Origin of the sequence: Amycolatopsis rhizosphaerae, assembly GCF_007713715.1 — a bacterium.
GTDB lineage: Bacteria > Actinomycetota > Actinomycetes > Mycobacteriales > Pseudonocardiaceae > Amycolatopsis_E > Amycolatopsis_E rhizosphaerae.
This window is the reverse complement of record NZ_VJWX01000149.1, coordinates 1-14,278: the sequence shown is the minus strand read 5'-3', so window position 1 is coordinate 14,278 and position 14,278 is coordinate 1. Positions and strand designations below refer to the sequence as shown.

Below are 14,278 nucleotides of genomic sequence, written 5' to 3'. Positions count from 1 at the left end.
TCGTGGTGGTGCTGACCCACGGCCCCGAAGGCGGCTCGCTGTCCGCGGCCACCGGCGCGCTCACCGCGCTCACCACGACCCTGGCCCCACTGCTGAAATGACCCGTCTCGTGTCGCGTCGGCCTCGAGGTTGGCCGTGGGGTTGGCCGTGAAGGGTCCCTTCACAGCAAATACGACCGTGAAGGGACCCTTCACAGCTCCGCCCCGGACCGCGGCCGCCTTAGCCGGGTTGGGGTGCCTAGGCCTCTTCGGCGAGCATTTCGGCGGTCACGGCGGATTCGGTGTCCGGGATGCCGAGGTCCTTCGCGCGCTTGTCGGCCATCGCCAGCAGGCGGCGGATCCGGCCCGCGACCGCGTCCTTCGTCATCGGCGGGTCGGACAACTGACCCAGTTCTTCCAGCGAGGCCTGCCGATTCGACAGGCGCAGCTTCCCGGCCGCCAGCAGGTGGTCCGGGGCCGTCTCGCCGAGGATCTCCATCGCCCGCTCCACCCGGGCCGCCGCGGCGACCGCGGCACGGGCCGAGCGGCGCAGGTTCGCGTCGTCGAAGTTCGCCAGCCGGTTGGCGGTGGCCCGCACTTCGCGGCGCATCCGGCGTTCCTCCCACTGCAGCACGCTGGCGTGCGCGCCCAGCCGCGTCAGCAGCGCGCCGATCGCGTCGCCGTCGCGCACCACCACCCGGTCCGCGCCGCGCACCTCCCGGGACTTCGCCTGGATGCCCAGCCGCCGCGCGGCGCCCACGAGGGCGAGCGCGGCCTCCGGACCGGGACAGGTCACCTCGAGCGAGGAGGAGCGGCCCGGCTCGGTGAGCGAACCGTGCGCGAGGAAGGCCCCGCGCCAGGCGGCTTCGGCGTCGGCGACCCCGCCGGACACCACCGCCGCGGGCAGGCCCCGCACCGGGCGACCCCGGTTGTCGATCAGGCCGGTCTGCCGGGCCAGGCCCTCACCGTCCTGCACGACGCGCACCAGGTACCGCGTGGTCTTGCGCAGGCCGCTGGCGGAGAGCACGTGGACGTCCGAATGGTGCCCGTAGAGCTCGTGGATCTCCTTGCGCAGCCGCCGGGCCACCGACCCGGTGTCCAGTTCGGCCTCCACGACGACCCGCCCGCCCACGATGTGCAGTCCGCCCGCGAACCGCAACATCGAGGCGACCTCGGCCCGCCGCGGCCCGATCTTGGTGATCTGCAGCCGGCTGAGTTCGTCCTTGACCGCGGCGGTCATCGCCATGGTCCCTCCCTGCTCTCTTCACCGTCCCGGCCCGCCGCTTCCCAGCGGCGTCCCAGAGCTTCCCGCACACAGTCCGCCAGCGCATCCGGATCGTGTAAACCCGCCACGTTCGGGTCAGCCACGTCGGCCAGCAGCGCTCGCGCCCCCAGTTCCGCCGCCGCGGCGCGCAGCCGGGCCGGCATCGGCACCGACGCGCGATCGGCGATCACCACGTCCAGCCGCAACCCGGGCGCGTGCTGGAAGAGTACGTCCAGGTGCCGCTCCGGGGAGAACCCCGCCGTCTCACCCGGTTGGGGGATGAGGTTGAGCACCACCATCCGCATCGCCCCGGTGGCCACCAGCGCGTCGTGCAACTGGGGCACCAGCAGGTGCGGCAGCACGCTCGTGAACCACGAACCGGGGCCCAGGAAGACCACGTCGGCGCCGAGCACCGCCTCCACCGCCTCGGCGCAGGCGGCGGGCACCCCGCCGGGCCGCCGGGGGGTGTACAGGCGGATCCGGCGCACCTGCCCCGGCGTGCTGGCGATCGCGACCTGGCCGCGGATGAGATGGCTCTCGCCGTCGTCGCTCAGGCCCGCCACCTCGGCCTCGATGTCCAGCGGCTCCGCCGACATGGGCAGCACCCGGCCCGAGACGCCGAGCAGCCTGCCCGCCTCCTCCAGCGCCGCCACCGGATCACCCAGCACCTCGAACAGCCCGGCCAGCAGCAGATTGCCCACCGCGTGCCCGGTCAGCGCGCCGCTGCCGCCGAACCGGTGCTGGAACACCTCCGCCCACAGTGGACCGCCGTCGCCGGTACCGGCCAGCGCCGCGAGCGCCTGCCGCAGGTCACCGGGCGGCAGCAGGCCGAGCTCCCGGCGCAGTCTGCCGGAGGAACCGCCGTCGTCGGCGACCGTGACCACCGCCGTGACGTCCGGGGTGATCCGGCGCAACGCGCCCAGCGTCGCGTGGAGTCCGTGGCCGCCCCCGAGGGCGACCGCGCGCAAGGGTCTGCCCAGGCTCACTCGCGACCCAGATCCCGGTGGATCACCTTGACCGCCATTCCGTCCTCATTGGACAACAGCCGGGCCAGTTCCTCGGAGATCGCCACACTGCGGTGCTTGCCGCCGGTGCAGCCGACCGCGAGCGTGAGGTACCGCTTGCCCTCCCGCCGGTAACCTGCCCCGATCAGGCGCAGCAACTGGTGGTAGCGGTCGAGGAACTCCTCCGCGCCCTCCTGCGAGAGCACGTAGTTGCGCACGTCGGAATCGAGACCGGTGTGGTCGCGCAGCTCCGGGATCCAAAACGGGTTCGGCAGGAACCGCACGTCCATCACCAGGTCCGCGTCCATCGGCAGGCCGTACTTGTAGCCGAAGGACAGCACGGTGACGCGGGTGCGCGTGGCCGATTCGGAGCCGAACGCGTCCTCGATCTTGGCGCGCAGGTCGTGTACCGACAGGGCCGAGGTGTCCAGCACCAGATCGGCCTCTTCGCGCAGCGGGGCCAGCAGCGCGCGCTCGGCGGTGATGCCGTCGGCGAGCCTGCCGTCGCCCTGCATCGGGTGACCGCGGCGCACGTGCTCGAACCGGCGCACCAGCACCGCGTCCGTGGCCTCGAGGAACAGCACCCGCGGCTTGTACCCCCGCGCGTCCAGGTCCTTGATCACCGAGGCGAGGTCCTCGGTGAAGGCGCGCGAGCGCACGTCCATCACCACCGCGACCTTCGTGATGGCGCCCCGGGCCTGCGCACCCAGTTCGACCATCGTCTCGATCAGCTCCGGCGGCAGGTTGTCCACCACGAACCAGCCGAGGTCCTCCAGGCATTTCGCCGCGGTGCTGCGGCCCGCCCCGGACAGCCCGGTGACGACCGCGACCTCCATCCCCGACACGCGGCCCCCTTCGCTTGTGCTCATGTCTTCCTCTCCCCTGCTTTCCCGTCCTCGCCCCGCAGTGCCGCGAACACCGCTTCCGCGGTGCGTTTCCCCACTCCCGGCACCGCCGCGATCTCTTCGACCCCGGCCAGTTTGAGCTTCTTCACCGACCCGAAGTGCTTGATGAGCGCGGACCGGCGCGTCTGCCCCAGGCCCGGCACACCGTCCAATACGGACACCTGCAGCCGCTTCGAACGCTTCTCCCGGTGGTACCGGATCGCGAAGCGGTGCGCCTCGTCGCGCACCCGCTGCAACAGGTACAACGCCTCCGAAGTGCGGGGCAGGATCACCGGATCCGGATCGGCGGGCAGCCACACCTCTTCCAGCCGCTTGGCCAGCCCCACCACCGCGACATCGGTGATGCCGAGCTCGGCCAGCACGTCCGCCGCCGCGGTGGCCTGCGGGCCCGCCCCGTCGACCACCAGCAGGTTCGGCGGATAGGCGAACTTGCGGGGCCGCCCCGTCTCCGGGTCGATACCGGGAATCCCGGCGGGCGGCTCGACGGCCTCGCCGCCATCGCCATCGCCGTCGCCGTCGCCGTGCACGGTCGCCGCTGCCGTTTCTTTGAGATAGCGGTGAAAGCGGCGGCGCACAACCTCGGCGATGGACGCCACGTCGCCCTCTTCGGCGGCCTCCCGCAGGGCGAAGCGGCGGTACTCCGACTTGCGGGGCACCCCGTCCTCGAACACCACGAGGGAGGCGACCACGTCGCTGCCCTGGATGTGGCTGATGTCGACGCATTCGATCCGCAGCGGCGCGGTGTCCAGCCCGAGCTGCTCCTGCAGCTCGGCCAGCGCCGCGGAACGGGCCGTCAGATCGCCCGCGCGCCGCAGCTTGTGCTGCGCGAATGCCTCCTCCGCGTTGCGCTGCACCGTTTCGGCCAGCGCGCGCTTGTCCCCGCGCTGCGGCACCCGCAGCTGCACCCGGGAACCCCGCAGCCCGGACAGCCATTCGGTCAGCGCCTCCGCGTCGGCGGGCAGCTCGGGCACGAGCACCTCGCGGGGCACCGGCGATCCGGCGTCCGCGGTCTGCTCGGCCTGCTCCACCTGCTCACCGTAGAACTGGGCGAGGAACTGCTCGACGAGCGCGGGCACGTCCATCTCCTCGACCTTGTCGATCACCCAGCCGCGCTGGCCGCGCACCCGTCCGCCGCGGACGTGGAACACCTGCACGGCCGCTTCCAGCTCGTCGTGGGCGAAGGCGACCACGTCGGCGTCCGTGCCGTCGCCGAGCACCACGGCCTGCTTCTCCATCGCCCGGCGCAGGGCCCCGATGTCGTCGCGCAGGCGCGCCGCCTTCTCGAACTCGAGCTGCTCGGCCGCCTCGGCCATCTCCCGCTCCAGCCTGCGGACCATCGCGTCGGTCCGCCCGGCGAGAAAATCGCAGAAGTCGCCGACGATTTCGCGGTGCTCCTCCGCCGACACCCTGCCCACGCACGGCGCCGAGCACTTGTCGATGTAGCCGAGCAGGCACGGCCGCCCGATCTGGCCGTGCCGCCGGAACACGCCGGTGGAGCAGGTGCGCGCCGGGAACACCCGCAACAGCAGGTCCAGCGTCTCCCGGATGGCCCAGGCGTGGGCGTACGGGCCGAAGTAACGGACGCCCTTCTTGCGCGGGCCGCGGTAGACGTGCAGGCGGGGGAACTCCTCGTTCATCGTCACCGCCAGCACCGGATAGGACTTGTCGTCGCGGTAGCGGACGTTGAACCGCGGATCGAACTCCTTGATCCAGTTGTACTCCAGCTGGAGCGCCTCGACCTCGGTGGAGACGACCGTCCATTCGACACTCGCCGCCGTGGTCACCATCTGGCGGGTGCGGGGATGCAGGCCGGCCAGATCGGCGAAGTAGGAGTTCAGCCTGCTGCGGAGGCTCTTCGCCTTGCCGACGTAGATGACCCGCTTCGTCGCGTCGCGGAACTTGTACACGCCGGGTTCGTCGGGGATGCTCCCGGGTGCGGGTCGGTAGGTGGACGGGTCAGCCACGGCACAAGCCTATGGCTCACCCCCGACAGTCCCGGCAACCCCTCCGTCATCGGCGTGGACGGTGTGCCATTCTCAGGCCCATGCGCATCGCCACCTGGAACGTCAACTCGGTCGCCGCCCGGCTCCCGCGGCTGCTCGCCTGGCTCGGTTCCGCCCAGCCCGACGTGCTGTGCCTGCAGGAACTCAAGTGCACCACCGAGGCGTTCCCGCACGGCGAAGTGACCGCGCTCGGCTACGAGGTGGCCGCCTACGGGCTGGGCCGCTGGAACGGCGTCGCGATCCTCTCGCGCGTCGGGCTCGGCGACGTCCGCCGCGGGCTGCTCGACGAACCCGCGTACGACAACGAGACCGAACCGCGCGCGATCGGCGCGACCTGCGGCGGCGTGCGCGTCTGGTCGGTGTACGTGCCGAACGGCCGTGACCCCGAGCACCCGCACTACGCGTACAAACTGCGCTGGCTGGAAGCCCTGCGCGCCACCGTCGTGGCGGAGACCTCGGCCGAGCGCCCGCTCGCGGTACTGGGCGACTTCAACATCGCGCCCACCGACGACGACGTGTGGGACATCAGCCTGTTCGAGGGCGCCACGCACGTCACCGACGCCGAGCGGAAGGCACTGGCCGTGCTGCGGGACGCGGGACTCACCGACATCGTGCCGCGGCCGCTGAAGTACGACCGGCCCTACACCTACTGGGACTACCGCCAGCTGGCCTTCCCGAAGAACAACGGGATGCGCATCGACCTGGTCTACGCCGACGCGGCATTCGCCGCCGCGGTCACCGACGCCTACGTCGACCGCGAGGAACGCAAGGGCAAGGGCGCCTCCGACCACGCCCCCGTCGTCGTCGACCTCTCCCTCTGAGCAACCGAAGCCGGCTCTACCGGGGAGTGGGCTGGGTCAGCGGTCGGCCCAGGCCTGTTTGTGCAGGCGGCGCAGGGCGCGCACGGACCGCACCGCGTGTTCGCGGTCCACGGCCTGGATGGCCAGCATGCCCTGGTACTCGAAGTCCGGCAGTTCGAGGCGGGCGAACGATGCGCCGTCCGGGAAGCTCACCGACAGCACCTCGTGCCAGGCGAACTTCTTGTTCAGCAGCAAGATGTTGCGCACCTCGATGCCCTCGGCGTCCGCCCGCACCCGGGGCGTGGCGAACAGCAGCGCCCCGCCGGCGAGGACCACCCCGATGCCCACCATCGCGACCTGGTCCGACGCCGCGAAGATGACGCCGGTGTGGGAGCTGCGCAGCAGCACCGACACGGCGACGAACACGGCGAACAGCACCACCGCCAGCACCACCGCCATCCAGGTGGCGCGCTTCGGGCGGATCACGAGCACTTCTCCGGTGTCCTTGTCGGTCATGGTGCTCACACGAAACCCCGTTCGGTCCACGGCTGGCGCAGCGACCTCAGCACGAGCGCGGTGTCCAGTGCGGCCTGCGTCGCCTCACGGCCCTTGTCCTCCGCCGAACCCGGCAGCCCGGCCCGGTCCAGCGCCTGCTGCTCGGTGTCGCAGGTGAGCACCCCGTTGCCCACCGGGGTGCCCTCGTCCAGCGCCACCCGGGTCAGCCCCGCGGTCACCGCGTCGCACACGTACTCGAAATGCGGGGTGCCGCCGCGGATCACCACGCCGAGGGCGACCACCGCGTCGTGCGTGCGGGCCAGCGCCTGCGCGACGACGGGCAGTTCCACCGCGCCGGCGACCCGCACCACCGTCGGCTCTTCCTTCAGCTTCGCCTCACCGGCCGTGGCGAGCGCCCGGGCCAGCAGGCTGTCGGTGATCTCCGCGTGCCAGCGGGTCGCCACGATGGCCAGCCGCAGGCCCTCGCACTCGCTCAGGTCGATGTCGACGTCCGGGCGTCCTTCGCCGCTCACCGCACCGCTCCGTTCCCGTTCCCGCCCGGCGCCTCGTCCAGCTCGGCCCCCACCTGGTCGAACTCCTCCAGGTTGGCCAGGTCGTGGCCCATGCGGTCACGCTTGGTCCGCAGATAGCGCAGGTTCTCCGGGTTCGGCGAGATCGGCAGCGGAACCCGCCCCGTCACCTCGAGACCGTACCCCTCGAGCCCCACGCGCTTGGCGGGGTTGTTGGTCAGCAGGCGCATCGACCGCACCCCGAGATCGCAGAGGATCTGCGCGCCCGTGCCGTAGTCCCGCGCGTCGGCGGGAACCCCCAGCGCGAGGTTCGCGTCGACGGTGTCCGCGCCCAGATCCTGCAGCTGGTAGGCCTGCAGCTTGTGCAGCAGCCCGATGCCCCGGCCCTCGTGACCCCGGATGTAGAGCACCACCCCGCGGCCCTCGGCGGCCACGGCCTTGAGCGCCGCGTCCAGCTGCGGACCGCAGTCGCACCGCAGCGAGCCGAACACGTCACCGGTCAGGCACTCGGAGTGCACGCGGACCAGGATGTCCTCACCGTCGCCGATCTCGCCGTAGACGAACGCGACGTGCTCGATCCCGTCCAGCAGGCTGTCGTAGCCCACGGCGCGGAACGTGCCCGCCGCCAGCGGGATCCGCGCCTCGGCGACCCGCTCGACCTGCTTCTCGTGGCGGCGGCGGTAGGCGATCAGATCGGCGATCGTGATGATCTGCAGATCGTGGTCCGCGGCGAACACTTCCAGCTCGTCACGGCGGGCCATATCGCCCTCGTCCTTCTGCGACACGATCTCGCAGAGCACGCCCGCCGGGTGCAGCCCGGCGAGGCGGGCCAGATCGACCGAGGCCTCGGTGTGCCCGGGACGCCGCAGCACGCCGCCCTCCTTCGCCCGCAGCGGCACCACGTGCCCGGGACGGCGGAAGTCCATCGGCTTCGAGTCGGGATCGGCCAGCAGGCGCACGGTGTGCGAACGGTCCGCGGCCGAAATCCCGGTGCTGACCCCCTCGGCCGCGTCCACGGTCACCGCGTACGCGGTCCCGCGCACGTCCTGGTTCGTGTGGTACATCGGCGGCAGGTCCAGCCGCGCGCAATCCTGTTCGGTCAGCGCGGCACACACGTAACCGGAGGTGTAGCGCACCATGAAGGCCATGAGCTCCGGCGTGGCCTTCTCGGCGGCGAAGATGAGGTCGCCCTCGTTCTCCCGGTCCTCGTCGTCGACCACGACCACGGGGCGCCCGGCCGCGATGTCGGCGATCGCCCGCTCGATCCCCGCGGTGTCCACCGGCATCCTGGCCCCGCACGGCGTCCCTGCAGTCACGCGTCCTCCTGTGTCTTGCCGGGCACCCGTGTTTCGCGGGCCACCCGCGCCCGGTCGGACCGCATGATCAAGTCGCTCATGCGTCCTCCTGTGTCTTGCGGGCCACCCGCGCCCGGTCGGACCGCATGGTCAAGGCTTCGCCAGTGTCGCTCATGCGTCCTCCTGTACCCCGCCGGTCTTCAACCCATTGTGCTCTGCGAGCCGGGCCAGGTGCGGAGCGGCCAGCTTCTCCACGTACTTGGCGAGCACGTCGACTTCGAGGTTGACCGGATCGCCCGGTTCGGCCAGGCCCAGCGTCGTCAACTCCAGTGTGGTCGGAATCAGCGCCACCGTGAACTCGTCGTTCGTCACACTCGCGACGGTCAGCGAGATGCCGTCCACCGCGATCGAGCCCTTCTCCACCACGTAGCGGGCCAGCCCGGACGGCAGCGCGAACCGGGTCAGGCCGTTCTCGTCGCGGGAGAGAAAGCGGCCCGTGCCGTCCACGTGGCCCTGCATGATGTGCCCGCCGAGCCGGTCGCCGACGGCGGTGGCACGCTCCAGGTTGACCCGGTCGCCCGGCGCGATCTTCGCCAGGCGCGAACGGCGCAGTGTCTCGTCCACCACGTCCACGGTGAACTCGTCGCCGGACACCTCGACCACCGTGAGGCACACCCCGCTGACCGCGATGGAGTCGCCGTGCCCGGCGTCGGAGGTGACGAGGGGGCCGCGGACGGTGAGCCGGGCGGCGCTGGGCAGCTGCTCGACGTGGGTGATCTCACCCAGCTCTTCGACGATGCCGGTGAACACGGGAGTCTCCTGTCCTGCGGTCGGAATCACTGGGCCTGGGCCCGGGCCGCGCGTTCGCGCAGGGCGGCCACGGCCTTGCCGGGGTCCTCGGCGCCGTAGACGGCCGACCCGGCGACGAAGCAGTCGACACCGGCCTCGGCGGCGGCCTCGATGGTGTCGGCGTTGATCCCGCCGTCGATCTCCACCAGCACCTTGAGGTGCCCGGTGTCCACCAGCCTGCGGGCGGTGCGGACCTTGTCCAGCACCTCGGGGATGAACGACTGGCCGCCGAATCCCGGCTCGACCGACATCACCAGCAGGGTGTCGTAGTGCTTGAGCGTTTCGAGGTGGTCTTCCAGCGGGGTGCCCGGTTTGACGGACAGGCCCGCCTTGGCCCCGGCGGCACGCAGGTTCTTGGCGAGCATGACCGGGTCGTGCGCGGCCTCGACGTGGACCGTCACGTTGTAGGCGCCCGCCTCGGCGTACGCCGGGGCCCAGCGGTCGGGGTCCTCGATCATCAGGTGGCAGTCCAGGGGCAGGTCGGTCGCCTTGAGCAGGGACTGCACGACCGGAAGGCCCAGGGTCAGGTTGGGGACGAAGTGCGCGTCCATCACGTCGACGTGCACCCAGTCGGCACGCGTGTCGCCGGTTCCGGCCACGGCCTGGATCTCCTCGCCAAGGCGGGCGAAGTCGGCGGACAGGATGCTCGGCGCGATAAGAGGTCGGTGGGCCACGGTTACGCAGTGTAGAAGGCGGTCCCCGGGCCGGGTTCGGGGCCAGCACCGGGCAGGGTGAGCAGGGCGTCGCGCCACGCCTGCCCGAGGGCGTGCAGGCGGACCCCGGCGGAGGCGAGGGCCTCCAGGTGGCGCGGCCAGGCCGGGTGCCCGGCCCGGGCCGGGCGCACCTGGTAGGCCACCGCGATCGAAACGGCGGGATCGCCGAGCACGTCCCCGAGCACGGTCAGCGCCTGGTTGTCGGCGATGCCAAGCGCGAGCTTGGCCACCGAGTTCGCGCTCGCGGGCGCGAACAGGAACGCCTCCGGATCGGGATGCGGCCGCGGACGGCCGGGCAGCCGCGGCTCGCTGCGCACCTCGAGATCGGTCAGTGCCTGGAGCTTCGGCAGCTCTCCGGCGTCGTCGAGCCAGCGCGCCGCGGTGGGCGTCAGCGTGATCGCCAGCCGCCACCCCAGCCGGGCGGCGGGTTCGGCGAGCTCGGTGCGGAACCGGGATTCCACGCCCCCGCACGAGCTCGCCACCAGGCCGAGGACCCTCACTCGAGCCGTCGCAGCACCGCGCAGAACATCGCGTCGGTCCCGTGCCGGTGCGGCCACAGCTGCACGTACGGGCCGTCCCCCAGCTGCGGGACGCCGGGAAAGTACTCGCGCGCGTCGAGGATCTCCGCCTTGGCGCGCCGGGCCGCGTCGCCGACGACGCCTTCGGTCTCGGCGAGGTGCGGGGAACACACCACGTAGGCCAGCACGCCGCCGGGCCGGAGCAGTTCGAACGCCGAAGCCAGCAGCTGGCTCTGCAGCTTCGTCAGGTCCGACACGTCGGAAGGCTTGCGACGCCAGCGGGCCTCCGGCCGCCGCCGCAGCGCGCCGAGCCCGCTGCAGGGCGCGTCGACGAGGATGCGGTCGTAGCCGGGCTCCAGCCCCGGATCGCGCCCGTCGGCCACCCGCACGGTCACGGGAAGTCCTTCGGTGGCCTTCTCGACCAGGCGCGCCCGGTGCGGGGCCTGCTCGACGGCGTCGACCCGCGCCCCGGACAGCCCGGCGAGCGCGCCGAGCAGCGCGGCCTTGCCACCGGGCCCGGCGCACAGGTCGAGCCACCGCTCGTCGCTTCCCTCCAGCGGGACCCGGGTGAGGGCGACGGCGCACAGCTGGCTGCCCTCGTCCTGGACGGCGGCGAGCTTCTCCTTGACGGGCTCGGAATCCCCGGGGTCCCCGGCACCGGCCGGGAGGTGCACGCCGTAGGGCGAGTACGGCGCCACGTCGCCGCCGGTGATGGCGGCCAGTTCGTCCGCGCTGATCTCCCCGGGCCGGGCGACCAGGTGCACCTCGGGCCGGGCGTCGTCGGCCTCCAGCGCCGCCTGCAACTCGGTCCCCTTGTCCCCCAGTGCTTCGGCGAAGGCACGGGCGATCCAGCGCGGGTGCGCGGTCCGCATCGCGAGGTGCCCGATCGGATCGCTGTCACGGTCCGGCGTGAGCTCCTCCAGCCAGGCCGCCTCGTCCTTTTCGGACACCTTGCGCAGCACGGCGTTGACGAAACCCGCGACATGGGAACCCGCGTCGGCACGGGCCAGGTTCACCATCGCGTCGACCGCGGCGTGCTCGGGCACCCGGGTGCGCAGCAGCTGATAGGCGCCCAGCCGGAGGCAGTCCAGCACCGTTCCATCCACTTTGGACAACGGACGGTCGATGCAGGCTTCGATCACGGCGTCCAGCAGCCCCTGCGCCCGCGACGCGCCGTAGGTCAGCTCCGTGGCGAGCGCGGCGTCCCGGCCGCTGATCCGGCGCTGCCGCAACAGATCCGGCAGCACGAGGTTGGCGTAGGCATCCCGCTCGCGCACCGCGTGCAGCACGTCGAGCGCGACCCGGCGCGCCGGGTCCTCCGGTGCCGGCGGCCGCCGCGGCCCCTGCTTGCGCGGGGCGGGCCTGCCCCGTTGCGGCCGAGACGGCCTGCGTTCACGTTCCGGGCTCATACCAGGCGTTCCCCTTGTTCGATTCTCGTCCCGCGCGCCCAGTCGGTGGCCGCCATCCGTTTCTTGCCCTGCGCCTGCACTTCCCCCAGCGACACCGGTCCGGTCGCGGTGCCCGCGAGCACGCGCCTGCGCTCGACCAGCAGCTCGCCCGGCGCCAGGTCCGGGCCGTCCGCCACGGTCACCGGCCCGAGCTTGAGCCGTTCCTCCCGGAACAGCGCCCAGGCGCCGGGCTCCGGGGTCACCGCCCGCACGTGCCGGTCGACGGCGACCGCCGGATCGGCGAAGGAGATCCGGGCGTCGTCCACGGTGACCTTCGGCGCGTAGGTGACGCCGTCCGCCGGCTGCGGCACCGGGACGAGCGTGCCGTCCTCGATACCGTCCATTGTGGATACCAGCAGCCGGGCGCCGCTGACCGCGAGGCGGTCCAGCAGCGCTCCGGCGGTGTCGCCCGCGCCGATCGGCTCGGTCACCACACCGTAGACGGGCCCGGCGTCCAGCTCGCGGACGATCCGGAAGGTGGAGGCGCCGGTGATCTCGTCACCGGCCCGGATCGACGCCTGCACCGGAGCCGCGCCACGCCATGCGGGCAGCAGCGAGAAGTGCAGGTTCACCCAGCCCTGGCGCGGAATGTCGAGCGTACGCTGCGGCAGCAGCGCGCCGTAGGCGACCACCGGGCAGGCATCGGGCGCCAGTTCGCGCAGCCGGTCCAGGAACCCGGCTTCCCCGGCCTTGGCCGGGGTCAGCACCTCGATCCCGTGGTCGTCGGCGAGCGCGCCGACGGGCGAGCGCACCAGCTTCCGGCCCCGCCCCGCGGGCGCGTCGGGACGGGTGACGACCGCGACCACCTCGTGCCGCGGCGAGTCGAGCAGGGCTTGCAGTGACGGCACCGCGGGTTCCGGGGTGCCGGCGAACACCAGGCGCATCAGGGCACCTCGGCGGGTTCGGGCTGGGTGAAGGGCTGGGTGAACATTGCCGTCCAGTCTATGGGCACCCTCCCGGCGCCCCGATCACCCGTGCCGCGAGCGCGCCCGGTGGGGTTCCGCTACCTGCACCGCTACCCAAACCACGGAAGACACAGGGCCCTTGCTAGATGATCTCCAGGGGGTCGAGTTGGATGCGGACGGGATCGGCCTCCTTGCGGGCGACGCGCTGGGCCTGGGCGGTGGCCAGTGCGGCGGCCAGTGCGCGGCCGTCGGACCGCGGCACCCGGATGAGCATGCGTTCCCGCTCGGTCCGGCCCTCCTCGTCGGCCCGCCCCACCGGAACGGGACCGAGGAGTTCCCCGGAATCGGGCAGCACCAGTTCCTCCAGCAGCGCCGCCACCGCCTCGGGCGTGCCCTCCACGCTCGCCATGCGCACCGCGGGCGGGAAGGCCAGTCCGGTCCGCTCGGCCAGTTCGCGTTCGGCATGCCAGGCGGGGTCCCAGCGGACGAGGGCCTGCACGGGGGTGAGCCCCGCCTCCGCGCCGACCACGACACGGCCGCCCGCTGCCGACGGCCGCACCAGCGCCGCCGCGGCCAGCCAGCGGCGCAGGGTCTCCTCCGCGGCCCGCAGGTCCTGCCTGCCCAGCAGCGCCCAGCCGTCCAGGAGCAGAGCGGCACCGTAACCGCCCTCGGCCACCGGTTCGGCGCCCGGCGTGCACACCACCAGCGCCGGTTTCCCGGGCACCGTGGCCAGCACCTCCCGCGCCCCCGAGGTCCGCACCGGGACGCCGGGGAAGGCCCGTCCCAGCTCCTCGGCGGTGCGCTGGGAGCCGACGACCATCGCCCGCAGCCGGGTCGAACCGCAGGCCACGCAGCGGAAGCCGCCTTCGGGGGCACCGCACCAGCGGCAGCTCGGCGGGCGCCCCGCACCACCGGACAACGCGAGCGGCCCCGCGCAGCGGCGGCAGTGCGCGGGGGTGCGGCACCGGGCGCAGGCCAGTGCCGGGACATACCCCCGCCGGGGCACCTGGACCAGCACCGGGGCCCCGGCCGACAGGGCCTGCCGGGCGGCCTCGAAGGCCACCGCGGGCAGGCGGGCCGCCCTCGCCGCCTCGTCCCGGGCCACGTCGAAGTCCTCCCCGACGGGGGTGACGCGGGGTGCGGCCCGGCGCAGCTCGTCCCGGGAGGCGATCACCGCGTGGGCCCAGCCTGATTCGACGAGCAGCTGGGCTTCGGCGGTGCGGGCGTACCCGGCGACCACGAGCGAAGCCCGCTCGGCGTGGGCCCGCAGCGTCAGCACGTCCCGCACCTGCGGATAGGGCATATGGGGATCGACATGCAGGTCGTCGCCGTCGTCCCAGATCACGAACAGCCCGGGGTCGGCGACCGGGGCGAACATCGCCGCCCGGGTGCCGACCACGATGCGGGACAGCCCCCGGGAGGCGGCGAGCCACCGCCGGTAGCGCTCGGCGGGCCCCACGTCGGCCGACAAGGCCACCACGGCGCCCTCCCCTGCCAGGCGCACGCACGCGGCGTGCAGACGCGCGAGGTCCCGCTGGTCCGGCACCACCAGCACCGCACCACGCCCGCCC

General features: G+C 72.8%; 14 protein-coding genes. 1 reads left to right on the top strand and 13 read right to left on the bottom strand.

What is annotated here, in order from left to right; all coding sequences use genetic code 11:
• Positions 1-237: 237 nt before the first annotated feature.
• From whiA to uvrC, 4 genes are read right to left on the bottom strand one after another with little or no spacing between them, the layout of a single operon-like run.
• A complete protein-coding gene (whiA, locus tag FNH05_RS16645; protein WP_144589207.1) occupies positions 238-1,224 on the bottom strand; it encodes a DNA-binding protein WhiA in 987 nt (328 codons plus the stop codon).
• Complete coding sequence (locus FNH05_RS16640; RefSeq protein WP_144589214.1) at positions 1,215-2,210, bottom strand: gluconeogenesis factor YvcK family protein; 996 nt, start codon at positions 2,208-2,210, stop codon at positions 1,215-1,217. Before FNH05_RS16640 ends, whiA begins: the two co-directional genes overlap by 10 nt.
• Before the next feature lie 14 nt (positions 2,211-2,224).
• Complete coding sequence (gene rapZ, locus FNH05_RS16635; RefSeq protein WP_144589213.1) at positions 2,225-3,082, bottom strand: RNase adapter RapZ; 858 nt, start codon at positions 3,080-3,082, stop codon at positions 2,225-2,227.
• A gap of 29 nt (positions 3,083-3,111) precedes the next feature.
• Positions 3,112-5,115 (bottom strand): excinuclease ABC subunit UvrC, encoded by a 2,004-nt coding sequence (uvrC, locus tag FNH05_RS16630; protein WP_144589205.1) that lies wholly within the window; start codon positions 5,113-5,115, stop codon positions 3,112-3,114.
• Between the two features lie 80 nt (positions 5,116-5,195).
• On the opposite strand from uvrC, the gene FNH05_RS16625 reads away from it, so the two are divergent.
• Positions 5,196-5,975, top strand: a complete 780-nt coding sequence (locus FNH05_RS16625; RefSeq protein ID WP_144589203.1) for an exodeoxyribonuclease III — start codon at positions 5,196-5,198, stop codon at positions 5,973-5,975.
• A gap of 36 nt (positions 5,976-6,011) precedes the next feature.
• Here FNH05_RS16625 and FNH05_RS16620 read toward each other — a convergent pair whose 3' ends face one another.
• From FNH05_RS16620 to FNH05_RS16580, 9 genes are all read right to left on the bottom strand, one after another.
• Positions 6,012-6,470: a PH domain-containing protein gene (locus FNH05_RS16620; protein ID WP_144589211.1), complete on the bottom strand. Its 459-nt coding sequence runs from the start codon at positions 6,468-6,470 to the stop codon at positions 6,012-6,014.
• 5 nt (positions 6,471-6,475) lie between these two features.
• On the bottom strand, positions 6,476-6,982 hold the full coding sequence (ribH, locus tag FNH05_RS16615) for a 6,7-dimethyl-8-ribityllumazine synthase (protein ID WP_144589201.1): 507 nt from the start codon (positions 6,980-6,982) through the stop codon (positions 6,476-6,478).
• The gene (locus FNH05_RS16610; protein WP_144589209.1) at positions 6,979-8,265 is read right to left on the bottom strand and encodes a bifunctional 3,4-dihydroxy-2-butanone-4-phosphate synthase/GTP cyclohydrolase II; all 1,287 of its coding nucleotides are present in this window, start codon (positions 8,263-8,265) and stop codon (positions 6,979-6,981) included. Before FNH05_RS16610 ends, ribH begins: the two co-directional genes overlap by 4 nt.
• Positions 8,266-8,445: 180 nt before the next feature.
• The gene (locus tag FNH05_RS16605; RefSeq protein WP_144589199.1) at positions 8,446-9,084 is read right to left on the bottom strand and encodes a riboflavin synthase; all 639 of its coding nucleotides are present in this window, start codon (positions 9,082-9,084) and stop codon (positions 8,446-8,448) included.
• A 26-nt stretch (positions 9,085-9,110) separates the two neighbouring features.
• Positions 9,111-9,797, bottom strand: coding sequence for a ribulose-phosphate 3-epimerase (gene rpe / locus FNH05_RS16600; RefSeq protein WP_144589197.1), 687 nt, complete (start codon positions 9,795-9,797; stop codon positions 9,111-9,113).
• A 2-nt stretch (positions 9,798-9,799) separates the two neighbouring features.
• On the bottom strand, positions 9,800-10,336 hold the full coding sequence (locus FNH05_RS16595; protein WP_144589195.1) for a flavoprotein: 537 nt from the start codon (positions 10,334-10,336) through the stop codon (positions 9,800-9,802).
• The gene (locus tag FNH05_RS16590; protein ID WP_144589194.1) at positions 10,333-11,763 is read right to left on the bottom strand and encodes an RsmB/NOP family class I SAM-dependent RNA methyltransferase; all 1,431 of its coding nucleotides are present in this window, start codon (positions 11,761-11,763) and stop codon (positions 10,333-10,335) included. Before FNH05_RS16590 ends, FNH05_RS16595 begins: the two co-directional genes overlap by 4 nt.
• Entirely contained in the window at positions 11,760-12,686 is a 927-nt protein-coding gene (gene fmt / locus FNH05_RS16585; RefSeq protein WP_144589192.1) for a methionyl-tRNA formyltransferase, read from the bottom strand. Before fmt ends, FNH05_RS16590 begins: the two co-directional genes overlap by 4 nt.
• 163 nt (positions 12,687-12,849) lie before the next feature.
• Positions 12,850-14,278 (bottom strand): primosome assembly protein PriA (locus tag FNH05_RS16580; protein ID WP_144589190.1); only part of this gene is annotated, 1,429 nt, incomplete at its 5' end.

Bases quoted from the DNA above. Each gene is read 5' to 3' on its own strand.
- whiA (WP_144589207.1), bottom strand. From the start codon at position 1,224: ATGGCGATGACCGCCGCGGTCAAGGACGAACTCAGCCGGCTGCAGATC.
- rapZ (WP_144589213.1), bottom strand. From the start codon at position 3,082: ATGGAGGTCGCGGTCGTCACCGGGCTGTCCGGGGCGGGCCGCAGCACC.
- FNH05_RS16625 (WP_144589203.1), top strand. From the start codon at position 5,196: ATGCGCATCGCCACCTGGAACGTCAACTCGGTCGCCGCCCGGCTCCCG.
- FNH05_RS16620 (WP_144589211.1), bottom strand. From the start codon at position 6,470: ATGACCGACAAGGACACCGGAGAAGTGCTCGTGATCCGCCCGAAGCGC.
- FNH05_RS16610 (WP_144589209.1), bottom strand. From the start codon at position 8,265: ATGCCGGTGGACACCGCGGGGATCGAGCGGGCGATCGCCGACATCGCG.
- FNH05_RS16590 (WP_144589194.1), bottom strand. From the start codon at position 11,763: ATGAGCCCGGAACGTGAACGCAGGCCGTCTCGGCCGCAACGGGGCAGG.
- fmt (WP_144589192.1), bottom strand. From the start codon at position 12,686: ATGCGCCTGGTGTTCGCCGGCACCCCGGAACCCGCGGTGCCGTCACTG.